Raw genomic sequence first — 15,865 nt, forward strand, 5'->3', positions numbered from 1 at the left:
GAATAGCGTTGGATCGAAGGTTTTAAGCTCACCAATCACATCGCCATTAGATTGAGAAAGGCTATCGGATACTGAAAGGTTGTTGAATACGGTTAGATCATTTTCAGTCAGTGCGACACCATCATAAAACAGCACTCCCGATTCTGGCAGACTAGTGATTACGACCCTTAGCGGTGAATTAGCGGCATCATCTTCGGCATCGGAAATATGGTCTTTCGTTGAATCAACATCATCATTGAAAATGATCGCTGCTCTGCCACTTTCATCAAGTGACACATCAAAACTGCGAGCTTGTGGCGGCGTATCTGGTTCTGGAGTTGGTGTAAGAATTGGCTCATTTACTAATGTGATAATTCGTTCTATCAGGCCTAGGCTTTGCGTGGTTGATAGTCCGAGGCTTTCAAAACCTTGCGTTTCAAATAACGTTTGAGCAATTGCCTCATCACCAGTACGCTGCACTGAATCTAAGCTTGTACCGCTGGAACCATTTTCTTCACCAGCAGCGGGATCAAACTCTTCATCAACTTGAGTTGGGTCTTGCCCCTCTTCAACGGCCGCGATGATTTGTTGAACATCATCGCTGACATCACGAAGCGATCCATCTTGTTCTGCGATAGCAGCGTTAACAACTGGAGTACCGGCTTCCGTAAATGTGCCATCAGGTAACATTATTATATCACCTGGTAGAGGACTCTCCCCTTCCTTAAGGTTTCTTACATTCCCATCAGCACTAACAACAATAGCACCCGCAACATTCGCAATTGATAGATAAGCCCCAAGTCCCATAACAACACCTGTCCTACTTTATACAATAATAAACTCGCCGTATAACTCGGCTCATTTAATAGTAGTCCAAATGGCAATTTTGGCAGGGCATGGCGCACATAATAGACACATAACTCATCGCGATCTGACCATCGTTCAATACGCCATAATCACGCTGAATCCAAACCAATATGTCCAATTAAAACCTAAATGAGATCTAGGGGGGCCGATAGCGGCTTGATCATAAGAGATAAATCAAAAATACAATTTGGAATATATTTTCCGACGGCTGTATAAACCCAGCAAATGAACATTGTTTTATTATAAAAAATCTGGCAATTTACTCTTTAGTGGAAATGAGTGTATTGGGGAGACAAACCGATGAAGGTTATCATTCTGCATGGGCTGTATATGCATAGCATTGTTATGCAGCCGCTAAGCCACAAGCTTCGCCAGATGGGCTTTAATACTCAAACGATTACCTACAACACTGTTGCAATTGATGACAATGCTGTTTTCAGTAAACTCGATGACGCCTTATCCAGCAGCGAAACGAATATTCTCGTTGGCCATAGCCTTGGCGGGATTATCATCAAACGTTATCTTGCCTCTCGTAAACCCACTATTCAATCTATTAGCCATATCGTCACTATTGGTACCCCAATTAAAGGCGCTTCCATCGTCGGACGAATAAAACAGTTAGGTTTCGCCTCTATTCTCGGTAACTCACCGCAGCACGGATTAGATCTACATGAAGACCGATGGGAGTTTCCACAAAGGCTAGGATGTATTGCAGGAACATTACCCATTGGTGCGAGAGCATTGCTCATGATGGATAGAAGTATTCAATCTGATGGCACGGTGACAGTAGAAGAAACCATGATTGATGGGATGACCGATCATATCCTGACACCTCGTAGTCATACGAGTTTGATCTATAGCACGTTTGTACCTAAGCAGATCCACCACTTTACGCAATACCATACGTTCGAGCACTAAGTGAAAATCGTTTGGCAAACTTGATCAGCAAATCTTCAAATGGGGGGAAGAAACAAATATAACCGGTAAAACTTGATCGCCTCAAAGTAACACGATAGGATAATCGTCATTCGACGATACACTATGCAAAGTGCTATGAATAAATGTAAAGAGATAACCGCTAAAGCATTAATGACCGATCCAGCGCAACTGGAAAAAGAGCAACAATTTGCAACACTCGCAAAAGCACTCGCTCATCCAGCTCGCGTTCGTATACTCAAAATTCTATTTACACTCGATAATTTGGGTGGCTGCCTAAACAGTGACTTGGTTTCTGAGCTTGGCCTTGCCCAATCGACGGTCTCTGAACATCTACGCATCCTTAAACAAGCCGGATTTATTAGTGCAGAACCCATGCCGCCTAAAATGTGTTATCGCATCAACCGTCAAACAGCGGAAACTTTTTCAGCCTTGTTCAGCCAACTACTAGACTAATACTGATTGAACAAATATAGGTAGCTTGTGCTACCTTTTTATTAACTCAATTAATCGCAATTCGACGATAAACGAAAGGTTTTGCTATGAATAATACAACTCCACCACTCACGCCACCAAGCATGAGTTTCTTGGATCGCTACTTAACACTGTGGATCTTTTTAGCGATGGCTATTGGGGTTGCGATAGGTGCACTATGGCCGCAAGTTGCACACTGGAACGAGGCTATGTCTGTCGGGACGACCAATATTCCATTAGCGATTGGTCTCATTCTGATGATGTATCCACCACTTGCTAAAGTCGATTACCGTCTACTGGGTAACGTGCGCAAAGATAAGCAAGCGGTAAAGCTCTCTTTGATTATGAATTGGGTTGTCGGACCTATCCTGATGTTTGTTCTCGCGATTACCTTCTTAGGAGATAAACCAGGTTACATGGTCGGCATCATTTTAATTGGCTTAGCGCGTTGTATTGCAATGGTTCTCGTATGGAATGATCTGGGTGGTGGCAATAAAGAATACGGCGCAGCGCTGGTTGCCGTGAATAGCGCATTTCAGATTGTCACTTATAGCTTTATGGCATGGCTGTTTATCAGTGTGTTACCGCCGCTTTTGGGGTATCAAGGCTTTGATGTTGATATCTCAATCTTTACTATCGCAGAAAGCGTACTCATTTATCTTGGTATTCCATTCCTTGCTGGCTTCCTCAGCCGTAAATTATTAGTAAAAGCGAAGGGAGAACGTTGGTATAACGAGGTTTTCATTCCCCGAATCTCGCCAATTACTTTAGTTGCGCTGCTTGCGACTATCGTGCTGATGTTTAGCTTAAAGGGAGAGATGATTTTAGAATTGCCAATGGATGTCGTGCGTGTGGCTATCCCATTAGCGATCTACTTTGTCGTAATGTTTTTCGTTAGCTTTTATGTGGGAAAACGTATGGGGATCGAATTCGACAAGAATGCGTCAATCGCTTTCACTGCGACAGGCAACAATTTTGAGCTCGCGATTGCCGTTTCTATAGCGGTATTTGGCTTAAATTCTGACCAAGCTTTTGCTGGAGTCATTGGGCCATTAATCGAAGTGCCTGTACTAATCGCACTGGTTAACGTGGCATTAAAGCTAAAACAGAAATACCCTATTCAAGCTTCAATATCCCCAACAACAAGTCGCTAAATCATCTAGCAGAAATAGAAAGAGGGCTTGCGCCCTCTTTCTAGTTAACAAAACATATCTTGCTCAATGATCTCACTCAGTGGCATTGGCTTATAGAAGTAGTAGCCCTGAATCAAATGGATATCTTGCTGCTGCATGAAATCAATTTCCTCTTGGTCTTCAACCCCTTCAACCACGATTTCTGCACCGATAGTACGAACCAATTGAGTCGTGAGGCTAAACATCTCTTTACCGTTTTTCTGCTTCAAATTTAAAACAAGCGAGCGGTCTATTTTCACTTTATCGAATTCATAGCGGCTCAGGTAACCAATCGATGAATATCCAGCACCAAAATCGTCCAACGCAATTTTAATGCCTATGCTGCGTAGTTCTTGCAATACGTTCCAAGTTGTTTCTTCATCTTGAATCAGCAAATCTTCAGTAATCTCAAATTCAATCTGATTGAATGCCAAATTACTTTGCTCAATCATCTTAATCACAATTTTTGCGAAGTTTTCAATCAAAAATGTATCAGGTGATATGTTAATCGATACCTTAAATTTTGGATCAACCGCTAGTGGGCTCACTTCATGCAAAGCTTGTTTAACCACCCACAAATCCACTTCGGAAGATAAGCCTAACTTCGCGAAGCTTGATAAAAAGGTCGGTGGGGTAATTTTACCATCGTAGCTTTTATGGCGGATCAGTACTTCCAACGAGTTGATGCAGTTTCGCTGCATATCAACTTGTGGCTGGTAAAACAGGACAAAATCACCTGTCGTTTGCAATTGACTAATATTACGCTGCGCTGCCAGATTACCACTCATCTGCGGTAACATCCCCATCACAGCTCGGTTATTACCCATATCACGATAATTGAAGAAGTTATCAGATAAACCTTTGGTAAAGATCGCATTAGTACCGATTACTTTATCCATTTGTTTAAAGAATGGGTAATAGATAAGTACACCGACCAATATGATGCTCAGTTGCAATATCACTGCGGCTGGATCATTACCAGTTGCATTGTAGCCACTCAGTAACGCAGGAGTCATCCAACTCACGAACGTTTCAACGGGTGAAACTAAACCAAACGAAGTGGCAAAATAAGCCAATACCAAACCAACAATCGGAGCAAGTAAAAATGGCACAATCAACAGTGGATTAAAAATTACCGGTAAGCCAAATAAAATCGGCTCATTAATATTGAATATGCTAAGCACTAAAGTAGCGGCAGCAAGTGCTCGATAGCCTCTATTTTTGGTAAAAAACAACATGCATAATACAAGGCTTATGGTGTTGCCAGAGCCTCCCATCGCAGCATAGATATCGTAAAAATTGCTGGTTAATATTGGAAGTTGTACGCCAAAGTCCGCATATAAACGATAACTTTGTGCAGAAAATTCGTACAGTTCACTCTTTAAAGGTGCAAGTACAATATGGCCATTAATCCCTATGCTCCAAAACAAATTGCGCACAAGTTCATAGATAACCGCATCACCCAAAGAGTACTCATTTAAGGTTGGGATGAGTTTAAAAAATTCACTGCTCGCAATAATCCAATCTTTTAAGAGCGTGCCGGCACCTACATAAAGCACAACCATAAAAATGGCGGCTCCAACCAAATTAATGGTTTGATCGACGACATTTGGCAATTCAGATTCAACAAACAATCGTCTCTTTTCGATAAGTTGTGTCGTCTTACTTACCAAAAAAGGAATAATAATCGCCAATGGATAGTTAGTTGGTATCACTGAACCCGGCTGTAACATCCCCCATTCATGGCCTAAGATGACATAAATAAGTAATGCAGGCGTAATGACATTAGCACGCGAGGTTTTATGTAGCGTGGCTAAAAATTGTGAATAATAGACAACCAATAAAATCGGGAAAAGCTTCCAGACTAACGTACTCGTTAGCTGAATTTTTTGTGCCCAGTCTGCAAAACCGAGCATAGATAGACCAGTGCCAATCAACATACAAAATGCAGATAGTAAACTGATAGGTAATAGCATCAGAAATACATTACATAAGCCATTAATGTATTGGTTTTCTGATATTTTTGAGAGTACACAATAAAGTGTTTTTGTGTTCATTGAGGCTAAATTTCCAATACTTGCATTGCGCAATATGTTCAGAAAAACTGCCGCACCGAATCTATCCTTGTAACTTCTACCCCTATGGGTCGTTGATCTATCAACAGTTGCGCCATACTAACTGCTCACTCTGAGCAAACTTGCCAATTTTATTAAATGTTATGAATAAGCAAGCAGGCGCACGTTACCTTCTCTACCGCTAGATTTCCATCGCGATATTTTATCGTTACGATTTAAAGTACATCAACCTGGAATGGATAGATTTATCTGACAAATAACATGGAGTTAACCTATATTTTTAAGGGTAGGTTCTGTAAACAACTCACTGTACATTTCCATAAAATCTTGGCGAATTAATTGCTCCAGATGATTGGCTTGTTCGGTGGGGCAAAACAGCATCACATGAACGGCTTGTTCTCCCGTTGGGGTACTATTAATGTGAATATGAGGCTCCGAGCCAGGAAGATCGACACCCGCATGTTTCTCAATCACTGAGTTATAGCGACGCGCAACTTCAATAAATGATAAACAGTGTTCTTCAACCTTAACATTAAGTTCTGGCAACAATGGGTAGAGGTTAACAAAGTCACGTACTACGATACTAAAGTCATGGTAAACATAGCGCTTCATAAAATTGAGGTTTTTTACCGGATAAGTAAAGAACATGCTGTTCGGTAATGTCGCGGTTTTACCCGTGAAATGGTATTGGCCATGGTAAAGATCGATCTCTTGAATCACCGTTGCCATCATATTGTGTTCAATAACTTCACCGCACAATTTCCCCACTTCAATCCAATCCCCAATTCGGAAAGAGCGTGAGCTGGCACGCTGTATAGATCCTGTGAAACAAAGAATAATTTCTTTACTTGCCACAACGACCGCCACAGCAATAGCCGTTAAAGACAATGCAAACTCATTGATCTCCGATTGCCACAAAATAAACAGAGACAGTACCATCATGGCAAACGCGCCATTTTTGGTACGTGACATCCAGTTGCGCTGATCTTCTGATAAAAAGGCGACATCACCGCGAATCTTCGCTAAAGTGACACGACGTACAATTGAAATCAGCAAGATAATCAATGCTGAGAATGCCAACTTATGAGTTAGAAGAAAATCGATAACAACTTGTACTTTCTCCACGCTCTACTCCTATCAATAATTCAAACGCGTTGCTTTAACCATAAACTTCCCACACTAAGCGCAGAAAATCCAGCTAGTTATATCGTGCGGAGGTGATAAATTGGCCAAAACTTTCACACCACACGATCACGGTATTAAATTCTTCCACTTTTATATCTGCTGGGAGATCAATAGAAAAACGGTCAAAAGTTCGGATGTCACCTACTTGAGCCATACGATTTTTATGCTGATGAAACGCAGCTTCTGTTTCAATATAGATAGGCGATAGATAGAGTTTATAGTCAGGCCCTGGCGCCAACTCACCGATGAATACAACCTGACTGTCCGTTAACGAGACGGAACCTTCTCCCCAGTGCAAAAAATCACTGTCTTGCCGCTCACGTTGAAATGTTCCGCTAAATAGCGCGTGATTTGAGATTTGTTCAACCGAAGTCATTTCCGGTGACGCTGGTTGAGTAAGGATGGGCAATGCGTAAATACCTAACGCAAAGCCCACCCCACCGATAAACAGATGAGAAAATAGTAATAAAGCACCTTTAATCATCACTCACTCCAGAGTTAAGGGGACTCCTTAATCCTAGAACAATCAGAGAATTATCGGTAATTGAGTGCGGTTTTTTCTGACAACTTCACAATAACGTTAACCGCATCTTGCATACCTTGTACGGTGATAAATTCATGGATACCATGGAAGTTATAGCCACCGGTAAAGATATTCGGGCAAGGTAAGCCCATAAATGACAAACGTGCACCATCTGTTCCACCACGGATGGGAGTAATGTTTGGTTTAATATCGCACTCAATCATTGCTTGTTTGGCCAATTCAATGATGTGCGGGTAAGGCTCAACCATTTCCTTCATATTGAAATAGCTGTCAGTGAGTTTCAGTTCCACATGACCTTTATGTAGCTCGGCATTCAATCGATCGACATTACGCTGCATGACAGCTTTACGCTCTTCAAGCCCCGCTCGGTCAAAATCACGGATGATGTAACCAAGCTCACTGCGAGCAACCGACATTTCTGCCGATTTAAGATGATAAAAGCCTTGGTAGCCATCGGTGCATTCTGGTGTTTCATCCGCAGGCATCATCATTTGAAAACGTGCCGCAAGATTAATGGAATTGACCATCTTATCTTTCGCCGTGCCCGGATGAACATTGATGCCATGGAAGATCACATCTGCGTTAGTTGCATTGAAGTTTTCATACTCCAACTCACCTACAGGGCCACCATCAATGGTATATGCCCACTCCGCACCAAATTTCTCAACATTAAATAGATCTGCTCCTCGGCCAATCTCTTCATCAGGGGTAAAACCAATGCAAATATCGCCATGGGGAATATGAGGGTTATTTATTAAGTGGGCCATCGCTGTAATGATTTCAGCAATACCAGCTTTATTATCTGCCCCCAATAAGGTGGTACCATCTGTACAGATGATGTCGTGACCATGCAGATTATGCAGTTCAGGGTAATGAATGGGGGAAAGTACTTCATCGCCTTTGCCAAGCGCGATGTCACCGCCTTGGTAATCTTCAACGATTTGCGGTTTTACATTGTAACCCGACGCATCAGGAGCCGTATCCATGTGGGCGACAAAGCCAACCGCTGGGACTGAATAGTCAACATTACTCGGTAAGCGAGCCATCAAGTAGCCATTATCGTCGAGTGAGATATTACTCAAACCTAGATCGATCAGTTCCTGCTTTAAAGCTTGAGCAAAGGTATGCTGGCCTTCACTACTTGGGCAACGCAGATTACTAGGGTTAGACTGAGTGTCAAAAGTTACATAACGCAAAAAGCGATCAACCAAATTATTCATATTCAATACGTTCCAAGAAAAGTTCCCGCATTGATACTACGCCTTCAGCTATGGATGTTTTTGCTGCAAATCATAAATTTCTCATTAACTGCAATCGACACTCTGCTTAACTAGGCGTTAAAAAGCAAAATTTTCACTTTGGAGCAAAAATTAGTAAAAAAAACGCCTCATCATAGAGGCGCTTTCTAAAAACCATCTTTTTATAGCAGAATAAAGATACCCGCTAAGCACGCACTCATTAGGTTCGCTAGAGTGCCTGCAGCCACAGCTTTAAGGCCTAGATTTGCCACTTCAGAGCGACGGTCTGGAGCAATAACACCAATCGAGCCAAGCTGGATTGCAATCGAACCAATATTGGCAAAGCCACATAGCGCAAAGGTGATGATCACCTGTGAGTGCTCAGAAAGCAATTGCTTGTGTTCTACAAAATCAATGAACGCAACAAACTCATTCATAATGATCTTTTGACCAATGTAAGAACCAGCCATCAGAACTTCATGCTTTGGAACACCAATTACCCAAGCAAGAGGAGCAAACAAGTAGCCAAAAATACCTTGTAGAGTAATACCTGAAAAGCCAACCAGCTCGCCCATATTCTCTAGACCGGTATTCACCATCGCAATCACTGAAACAAAGGCAATAAGCATGGTACCCACCGCAACCGCGACTTTCATACCATTCATCGCACCACTCGCCAATGCATCAATGACGTTACTGTCTTGCGCTTTGTCCATCTCAATCTGAGTTTGGTCCACAGGAACATCACGCTCAGGCACGATGATCTTTGCCATCATTAAGCTACCTGGAGCGGCCATAAAACTTGCTGCAATCAGATATTTAAGATCGACACCTAGGCCAGCATATCCACCTAAAACACTACCCGCAACTGAAGCCATACCCGCTGACATCACAACAAAAAGTTCCGAGCGTGTCATACGAGACAAGAATGGACGAACTAAAAGAGGAGACTCACCTTGAGAAAGGAAGATGTTGCCCGTTGCAACTAACGATTCTGCTTTACTTGTACCCAAGAATTTTTGGATACCGCCACCAATAAACTCAATGACCTTTTGCATGATGCCTAAGTAGTAGAGAGCTGAAATAAGCGCGCTAAAGAAGATAATAATAGGAAGGACACGCACAGCAAAAATGAAACCCGACGTCGCTAAATCACCAAATAGGAATTTGATGCCTTCATCTGCGAAGGAGAGCAACCCGGCCACACCACTGCTCATACTGGTTAACGCGGCTTGACCCAGCGGGAAATAGAGAACCAAAGCGGCAAAACCCACTTGCAACAACAGAGCTCGAGAGACTGTTTTCCAGTTAATTGATTTGCGACTTTCTGACAATAGAACCGCACACCCGATCAGAGCGAGAACGCCGATTAAACCAAATAATACATTCACTTTAGATTACCTTTACAAGCATTGAGTTGGTAGCTGGTCCGGTCCGTGGGGTCATTCACCATTCCCTGTGACGGCTTGTAATTGGTAGAGCTGATGCTCTTAACCGGGCGGAAAGTATAAACATCAGTGTGAGATATTCATCACATATTTTTGCGCAAACGTTCAAGCGAACAAATATTAACCACGCAATCGTTTCGTCATTTTGAATGGGAAGCGAATGCAAAACAAAATAGTGAGATGCAAATCCCAATCACCACTCAAAGGGCAATTATTTGCATATTGAAATTAGCTAAATATGACTTCTTTACCTAAGGTTAATGCAGTTAACGTTCTCCTTGCGTTCACTACAACGTCAACGGTAAATCATTACAAATATCCACAAGCCTTCATCCCCGCTCAATGCGGGGTTCTTTTTATCGCCTGCAATACTGATAAATCGTTCTTTCGATGGAATTTTTAACTAAAACTCTTGATTGAGTTGAAGCCGATTCCATCTTGCTAATGTACCAATGTAACCCCATAGTAATCGCTATGAAACTTAACGTATAACGATTAGCAATATGTTAACACTCAGTTACAAGGCTGCCGTTATGAAAAACCTCTCAATCTCTTTCAAAGTGAGTATTCCCCTGATTGCCGTGCTCTCTACCCTACTCTTCTCCACCATGTTCTCGATGTTTCAAGCAAACACGCAAAAAGAGTTAAACCGTCAACTCAATGCGAGTGTATTGCCTGCCTTCACCAATTTGGAAGATGCCTATCGCGATCTTTACCAAGTCATGGTTGCCGCGATGAATATCTATCGCGTCAGTGATCCTGAGCAAATTGCCTATCATACTGAAGAATATTTCGACAATGCCAAAAAAGCCATTCCACGCATGCAATCGGCATTACCACTCTATCAACAAGGGCTATTGAGCGCCGAAACACGCATTAACTACGATACGATGATATCGACTACGGATATCTGGTTAGACTCGTTCAAGCCGATGTTTGATAATCCTGCTCAAGCGGAAGGCTATTTCAATCAAAATGAGCAGTTAATTGAAAAACAATTCAAAGTCATTCGCGAAAATCTAGGTTTGATCAAAGACGATATCGAATTACAAAAAGAAGTTTTAATTGAAGAAGTAAATGCTTCGATTTCTCGCTCAAATGTCGCCGTTCAATTTAGTGCAGCGTTCGCGGTATTGGTTGCCATTCTCGCATTCTGGATGAACAGTCGTTTTGTGGTTAATCCAATCAAATCACTACAACTCGCAATGAATGATATTAGCCAAGGTGAAGCGGATCTATCACAACGTATTGACATTGATACCAAGGACGAGCTTGGTGCACTGGCGAAATCGTTTAATACTTTTGTTTCTCGTATTCACACTACCGTCGAGCAAGTGGTCATTTCATCAAATGCTGTTCGATCTGAAATGGAAAATATCAAGTCAATAACCCATAGCATGGCGAACTTTAGTAGTAGTCAACAACAAGAAAGTGAAATGGTCGCAACAGCCGTTTCGCAAATGCTGGCCACCACAGAGACGGTCAGCGAGCATGCTATTGTCGCAGCAGATTCCAGCCGTGAAGCGAATAAAGAAGCTGAAACCACGAATAACACAATTACCTCTACCGTGAGTTCTATTGAGTCGCTTTCCGCCGATGTCAGCAATGCCAGCAGCGTAATCAATACGCTCGATAGCGACGTAGGTAATATTGTCACCATTTTAGACGTGATTCGTGATATTGCAGAACAAACCAATCTTCTTGCGCTCAATGCCGCTATTGAAGCTGCCCGTGCGGGTGAGCAAGGCCGAGGCTTCGCCGTTGTCGCTGATGAAGTACGATCTCTCGCCAGCCGCACCCAGCAAAGCACTGGTGAAATACAAGCGATGATCGAACGCCTAAAAGACGGTGCAAAGCGCGCAGTCACCGTAATGGATTCTAGCCAGCAAAGCAGTAATGAAACCATTTCTACCGCACAATCTGCCGCCCTCTCCCTTAACACCATTCGCAGTGCAATTGAGAGTATCAACGATATGAACGATCAAATCGCCATTGCAGCGACCGAGCAAGCCAGCGTCGCGAACGAAGTAAATGGTAATATCCATCGTATCGCTGGCAGTAGCCAACAAATGGTTGAAATGGTGAATAGTGCTGACAATGCCTGTGGGAGTCTTGAACAGCAATGTCACCACTTAGATCACTTGGTGGCCGAATTTAAAGTGTAAATACATCTCTACTTTGAAATAGCAACCTCCACATATTGCTCGGCTATCACGCCGAGTTTTTTCTGTGTACTGCGCTTTGCCATTAAGACTTGCTGCTTGCGTATCAACCAACAAGCCTGCATGGTGTTAGTATAAGTGACCTAACTAAATCTAAATACGAGCCAATATAGAAAAACCATTTCAAATGGGAAGGAGCGACTAATGTTAAAGCCAATGAAACTTGCCGGTTTAACCGAAGAAACAGTCGGCGCAAACCAAAAGCGCTATGGTTTTTTAATTCAAGAAGACGCAACGGTAGAGTTAGAATACAAAACTATTCGTGATCTACTCGTACTCACCAATAAACGGATAATCACTATCGACGTGCAAGGATTACGCGGTAAGAAAGCGAAATTCTTTGTGCTGCCTTACAGCAAAATCAGCGCATTTTCCGTTGAAACCGCAGGGACATTCGATTTGGATTCCGAGTTTAAAATTTGGGCCTCAGGTATCGGCGAGATGGAGTTTTTGTTTGGTAAAGGCACGGACGTGCGCAAAATTGCTCAGCTTTTAAGCTCAGGAGTCTAAATCAACACCGTAATTTCTGCACAAAAAACCATCGCTCACGTCCAAATATTGAGCATTCGTAGATAGACGCAAATGCCACCGACTGATATTTTAAATGGTGTACAATGTTTAACCTCTATTGAATTGGTGGAACTATGCGGATCGCAAATGCTATTTATCAACCACATATTCAACAAGATTTAAAAAATGCCACCGCTTATATCAATGACTCCCTTGATACCAACGGTAGCAAGTTAAGTGCTTCACTGAGCCCACAAAATCAAATTCAAATTCGCAATACAGAAGGTATCGTTGTCAAAACACTTCAAGGTGAAAAAGTTGCGATGAAAATGAACAATATTGATGAGTATGTATAATGATAGAGCCGAATAATCCACGGCTTTTTTACTTTCCGCAAACCCAGTGGTCAATCGATGTTTGTACTCATACTGACATTCACCCCAACAAAGCAGCTATCAATAAAAATAAATTAGCTACTCATTAGAATCATTTATTTGAAGTTAATCACAAAATAAGTAGAATACCTGCCTGTTAGACAACGACTTGCACAAGAGGCAGAGGAATATGAATTCTACATCACTATCTATAGACGCTTGCAGCAAGACTGCAGAAGAGAGCACAGCAAGCCAGCCGACCTCGGTTCTAAGTGAAATCATCACTCTCTCAATTATGTTCTTGGCGACAGCCACAGTCAGTTTGTTACTTACCCTAACTTGGGTACTGTAGTCATCTGATTTTCACGGATTGAAAGGCCATGCTCTCATCTCAATTCTGGCAGCATGGCTCATTTTATGCCGCACGATTAATTGCTTTTACATTCATTAAATCAATCCAAAAAGAACTCTCCGCTTTCTACCACGTTAAGTTACCTTTCCGAACGTCTGCAAATAACGTTATATTGGTCGCTGTCATGAAAAGACGCGTTTAATATTCCTAGCCATCTTAGGTATAAATCGAGCCTGAGCCTACCTCTTAACGATTCAGGTTATAATAAAAAGGTTTACCCGCTTAACAGTTGGAAACCAACATATTTGCGCTACACAGCAGAATAGCTCACCCTTGATCAATAAGTTCGTCATACGTACAACGACCTTGATAACTAACAAATAAAAAGAAAACGAAGAATCAACATGAACCAATACGTAAATGATCCATCCAACTATCAACTACTGATCAAAAACCTACTCTTCTCCCCTGTGGCTTTTGATCCTGAGTGTGAAATTGTTTATGCCAACCATCGCCGTCACAACTACAAAACTTTTCACGATCGAGTAAAACAGTTTGCCAATGCACTAACCAGAATGGGCGTGAAAAAAGGCGATACTGTTGCCGTCATGGATTACGATTCACACCGATATTTAGAGTGCTACTTTGCTATCCCGATGATTGGCGCAAAGCTGCATATGATCAACGTTCGTCTTTCTCCTGAACAGATCCTGTTCACCATTGACCATGCCGAAGATGACATACTGCTAATCCACGAAGAGTTTTTGCCTATACTGGATCAGATTAAAGGCCGCATCGATACCATCACACAATACGTTGTCTTGCGAGATGACGAAGAGTGTGAATATGAACAACTGCTCGAACAGGAAGATGCACACTTCGACTTCCCCGATTTTGATGAAAATACCGTTGCCACCACGTTTTACACCACTGGCACAACTGGCATGCCGAAAGGGGTATTCTTTACGCATCGTCAACTGGTTCTGCACACACTTGGCATACTCAGCACCATTGGCACAAATGCCGTTCAGGGAAGATTGCATCAAGGTGACGTCTACATGCCTATCACACCAATGTTCCACGTCCATGCGTGGGGACTTCCTTACATGGCGACCATGCTTGGTGTGAAACAAGTCTACCCAGGCAAATACGTCCCAGACGCTTTACTCGGCCTGATAGAACAAGAACAAGTGACCTTTTCACACTGTGTTCCAACTATTTTGCATTTGCTATTGAGCTCACCGAAATCTCAATCTGTCGACTTTTCTCGCTGGAAAGTCGTTATAGGCGGAGCTGCACTGCCCAAAGCGTTATGTAAATCGGCGCTGGAGCGCGATATAGATGTATTTGCAGGCTATGGAATGAGTGAAACCGGTCCAATTCTATCTATTGTGCAACTGACCTCAGAACACTTAAAACTGGATATCGACCAGCAAGCTGAATATCGAACCAAGACAGGTAAAAAAGTGGCGATGGTTGAAGTCGAGATTGTTGACGAAGATATGAAAAAAATCGACCACGATGGCGAAGCAAGTGGTGAAATAGTCGTTCGAGCGCCGTGGTTAACGCCAAATTACTATAAAGATAACAAGAACTCAAAAGCCCTGTGGCGCGGTGGTTACTTGCATACCGGTGATGTTGCCACCATCGATGGTGAAGGCTTTATCAAGATCACTGATCGAGTTAAAGATATGATTAAAATCTCCGGTGAATGGGTTAGCTCACTAGAACTAGAAGATATTATCCATCAGCATCGTGCGGTTTCTGAAGTCGCCGTTATTGGCATGCCGCATAACAAATGGGGAGAAGTGCCGTTAGCGCTGATCACGATTAAGGAAGGATCTCAAGCCACCGAAAAAGAACTACTTAGCTTTGCCAAAGACTTCATCAACAAAGGTATCCTAGCGAGAGAAGCACTGCTACTCAAAGTGAAGTTTGTCGACACAATTGCCAAAACCAGTGTGGGTAAAGTTGATAAGAAGGAACTGCGCAGGTTGCATTTGTAGCTAACCTTTTGCATCTAGGTCAGCGAGACTCATTATATCTCGCTGATCAAAATCGCAACCAGTCTCTATTGTTATCGCCATTTATAAAGTAAATAGGTTCCAAGCATTGCTTAGCACCTATTTAGGCTAGTTGGTCGCTACAAACGACGATCATGAGTGTCCTAATTAGAATGGTAGTCAACTTGATTAGAAGTTTGGTTCACACAAAGAAAAATTGAATGAACTACAAGTGACTCACTGCTTTATCGCTTTCCAATTTTACCTTTTTCAGTTAGTGATCATTGAGCTCACGCTCCTTGAGTTCCCAAGGGCCATTTCAACATCAGACCACCGAGTAAGAGAGTTAAGCGCTCAAAGCTCACTGCCTAACGGCTCATGCACTCCCGTTATCGACCAAAAATCAATCAGCACATCAGTCTCTGTGTGAGATATTTCGGCGCAGACAAAACAATAACAAAAAATTATTATTCTCATAAATTATGA

General features: G+C 42.4%; 13 protein-coding genes and 1 pseudogene. 8 read left to right on the forward strand and 6 right to left on the reverse strand.

The features are described from left to right. Window positions 1–786, reverse strand: a pseudogene (locus RH88_RS15805) (hypothetical protein); the annotation flags it as partial. A gap of 360 nt (window positions 787–1,146) precedes the next feature. On the opposite strand from RH88_RS15805, the gene RH88_RS15810 reads away from it, so the two are divergent. The 3 genes from RH88_RS15810 to arsB all read left to right on the forward strand — a co-directional run bounded on the left by RH88_RS15810 (window position 1,147) and on the right by arsB (window position 3,410). Further along, window positions 1,147–1,764 carry a PGAP1-like alpha/beta domain-containing protein gene (locus tag RH88_RS15810; RefSeq protein ID WP_005597810.1) on the forward strand — a complete coding sequence of 206 codons (618 nt, stop codon included), beginning with the start codon at window positions 1,147–1,149 and terminating at the stop codon, window positions 1,762–1,764. 123 nt (window positions 1,765–1,887) lie between these two features. Next, window positions 1,888–2,238, forward strand: coding sequence for an ArsR/SmtB family transcription factor (locus RH88_RS15815; protein WP_005597811.1), 351 nt, complete (start codon window positions 1,888–1,890; stop codon window positions 2,236–2,238). Between the two features lie 86 nt (window positions 2,239–2,324). Beyond that, window positions 2,325–3,410 carry an ACR3 family arsenite efflux transporter gene (gene arsB / locus RH88_RS15820; protein WP_005597813.1) on the forward strand — a complete coding sequence of 362 codons (1,086 nt, stop codon included), beginning with the start codon at window positions 2,325–2,327 and terminating at the stop codon, window positions 3,408–3,410. 44 nt (window positions 3,411–3,454) lie between these two features. Here arsB and RH88_RS15825 read toward each other — a convergent pair whose 3' ends face one another. From RH88_RS15825 to RH88_RS15845, 5 genes are all read right to left on the reverse strand, one after another. Further along, the gene (locus tag RH88_RS15825; protein WP_005597815.1) at window positions 3,455–5,485 is read right to left on the reverse strand and encodes an EAL domain-containing protein; all 2,031 of its coding nucleotides are present in this window, start codon (window positions 5,483–5,485) and stop codon (window positions 3,455–3,457) included. A 285-nt stretch (window positions 5,486–5,770) separates the two neighbouring features. Then, window positions 5,771–6,628 (reverse strand): mechanosensitive ion channel family protein, encoded by an 858-nt coding sequence (locus tag RH88_RS15830; RefSeq protein ID WP_005597817.1) that lies wholly within the window; start codon window positions 6,626–6,628, stop codon window positions 5,771–5,773. Between the two features lie 73 nt (window positions 6,629–6,701). After that, a complete protein-coding gene (locus RH88_RS15835; protein ID WP_174269660.1) occupies window positions 6,702–7,169 on the reverse strand; it encodes a DM13 domain-containing protein in 468 nt (155 codons plus the stop codon). 53 nt (window positions 7,170–7,222) lie between these two features. Next, window positions 7,223–8,452, reverse strand: a complete 1,230-nt coding sequence (pepT, locus tag RH88_RS15840) for a peptidase T (RefSeq protein WP_005597821.1) — start codon at window positions 8,450–8,452, stop codon at window positions 7,223–7,225. A 200-nt stretch (window positions 8,453–8,652) separates the two neighbouring features. After that, on the reverse strand, window positions 8,653–9,861 hold the full coding sequence (locus RH88_RS15845; RefSeq protein WP_005597824.1) for a NupC/NupG family nucleoside CNT transporter: 1,209 nt from the start codon (window positions 9,859–9,861) through the stop codon (window positions 8,653–8,655). A gap of 590 nt (window positions 9,862–10,451) precedes the next feature. On the opposite strand from RH88_RS15845, the gene RH88_RS15850 reads away from it, so the two are divergent. From RH88_RS15850 to RH88_RS15865, 5 genes are all read left to right on the forward strand, one after another. Beyond that, a complete protein-coding gene (locus RH88_RS15850) occupies window positions 10,452–12,083 on the forward strand; it encodes a methyl-accepting chemotaxis protein (RefSeq protein WP_040757999.1) in 1,632 nt (543 codons plus the stop codon). Window positions 12,084–12,284: 201 nt separating this feature from the next. Then, window positions 12,285–12,650, forward strand: a complete 366-nt coding sequence (locus tag RH88_RS15855) for a PH domain-containing protein (protein WP_005597828.1) — start codon at window positions 12,285–12,287, stop codon at window positions 12,648–12,650. A gap of 134 nt (window positions 12,651–12,784) precedes the next feature. Beyond that, window positions 12,785–13,006, forward strand: coding sequence for a hypothetical protein (locus RH88_RS15860; protein ID WP_005597830.1), 222 nt, complete (start codon window positions 12,785–12,787; stop codon window positions 13,004–13,006). Window positions 13,007–13,214: 208 nt separating this feature from the next. After that, entirely contained in the window at window positions 13,215–13,376 is a 162-nt protein-coding gene (locus tag RH88_RS23615) for a hypothetical protein (RefSeq protein WP_156773183.1), read from the forward strand. A gap of 404 nt (window positions 13,377–13,780) precedes the next feature. Beyond that, the gene (locus RH88_RS15865) at window positions 13,781–15,382 is read left to right on the forward strand and encodes a long-chain fatty acid--CoA ligase (protein ID WP_005597833.1); all 1,602 of its coding nucleotides are present in this window, start codon (window positions 13,781–13,783) and stop codon (window positions 15,380–15,382) included. Window positions 15,383–15,865 lie beyond the last annotated feature (483 nt).

This window comes from Vibrio scophthalmi LMG 19158, assembly GCF_000222585.1.
Lineage (GTDB): Bacteria > Pseudomonadota > Gammaproteobacteria > Enterobacterales > Vibrionaceae > Vibrio > Vibrio scophthalmi.

Excerpts from the sequence above, each read along its gene's own strand:
- RH88_RS15810 (WP_005597810.1), top strand. The coding sequence starts at position 1,147 with ATGAAGGTTATCATTCTGCATGGGCTGTATATGCATAGCATTGTTATG.
- RH88_RS15815 (WP_005597811.1), top strand. The coding sequence starts at position 1,888 with ATGCAAAGTGCTATGAATAAATGTAAAGAGATAACCGCTAAAGCATTA.
- arsB (WP_005597813.1), top strand. The coding sequence starts at position 2,325 with ATGAATAATACAACTCCACCACTCACGCCACCAAGCATGAGTTTCTTG.
- RH88_RS15825 (WP_005597815.1), bottom strand. The coding sequence starts at position 5,485 with ATGAACACAAAAACACTTTATTGTGTACTCTCAAAAATATCAGAAAAC.
- pepT (WP_005597821.1), bottom strand. The coding sequence starts at position 8,452 with ATGAATAATTTGGTTGATCGCTTTTTGCGTTATGTAACTTTTGACACT.
- RH88_RS15850 (WP_040757999.1), top strand. The coding sequence starts at position 10,452 with ATGAAAAACCTCTCAATCTCTTTCAAAGTGAGTATTCCCCTGATTGCC.
- RH88_RS15855 (WP_005597828.1), top strand. The coding sequence starts at position 12,285 with ATGTTAAAGCCAATGAAACTTGCCGGTTTAACCGAAGAAACAGTCGGC.
- RH88_RS15860 (WP_005597830.1), top strand. The coding sequence starts at position 12,785 with ATGCGGATCGCAAATGCTATTTATCAACCACATATTCAACAAGATTTA.
- RH88_RS23615 (WP_156773183.1), top strand. The coding sequence starts at position 13,215 with ATGAATTCTACATCACTATCTATAGACGCTTGCAGCAAGACTGCAGAA.
- RH88_RS15865 (WP_005597833.1), top strand. The coding sequence starts at position 13,781 with ATGAACCAATACGTAAATGATCCATCCAACTATCAACTACTGATCAAA.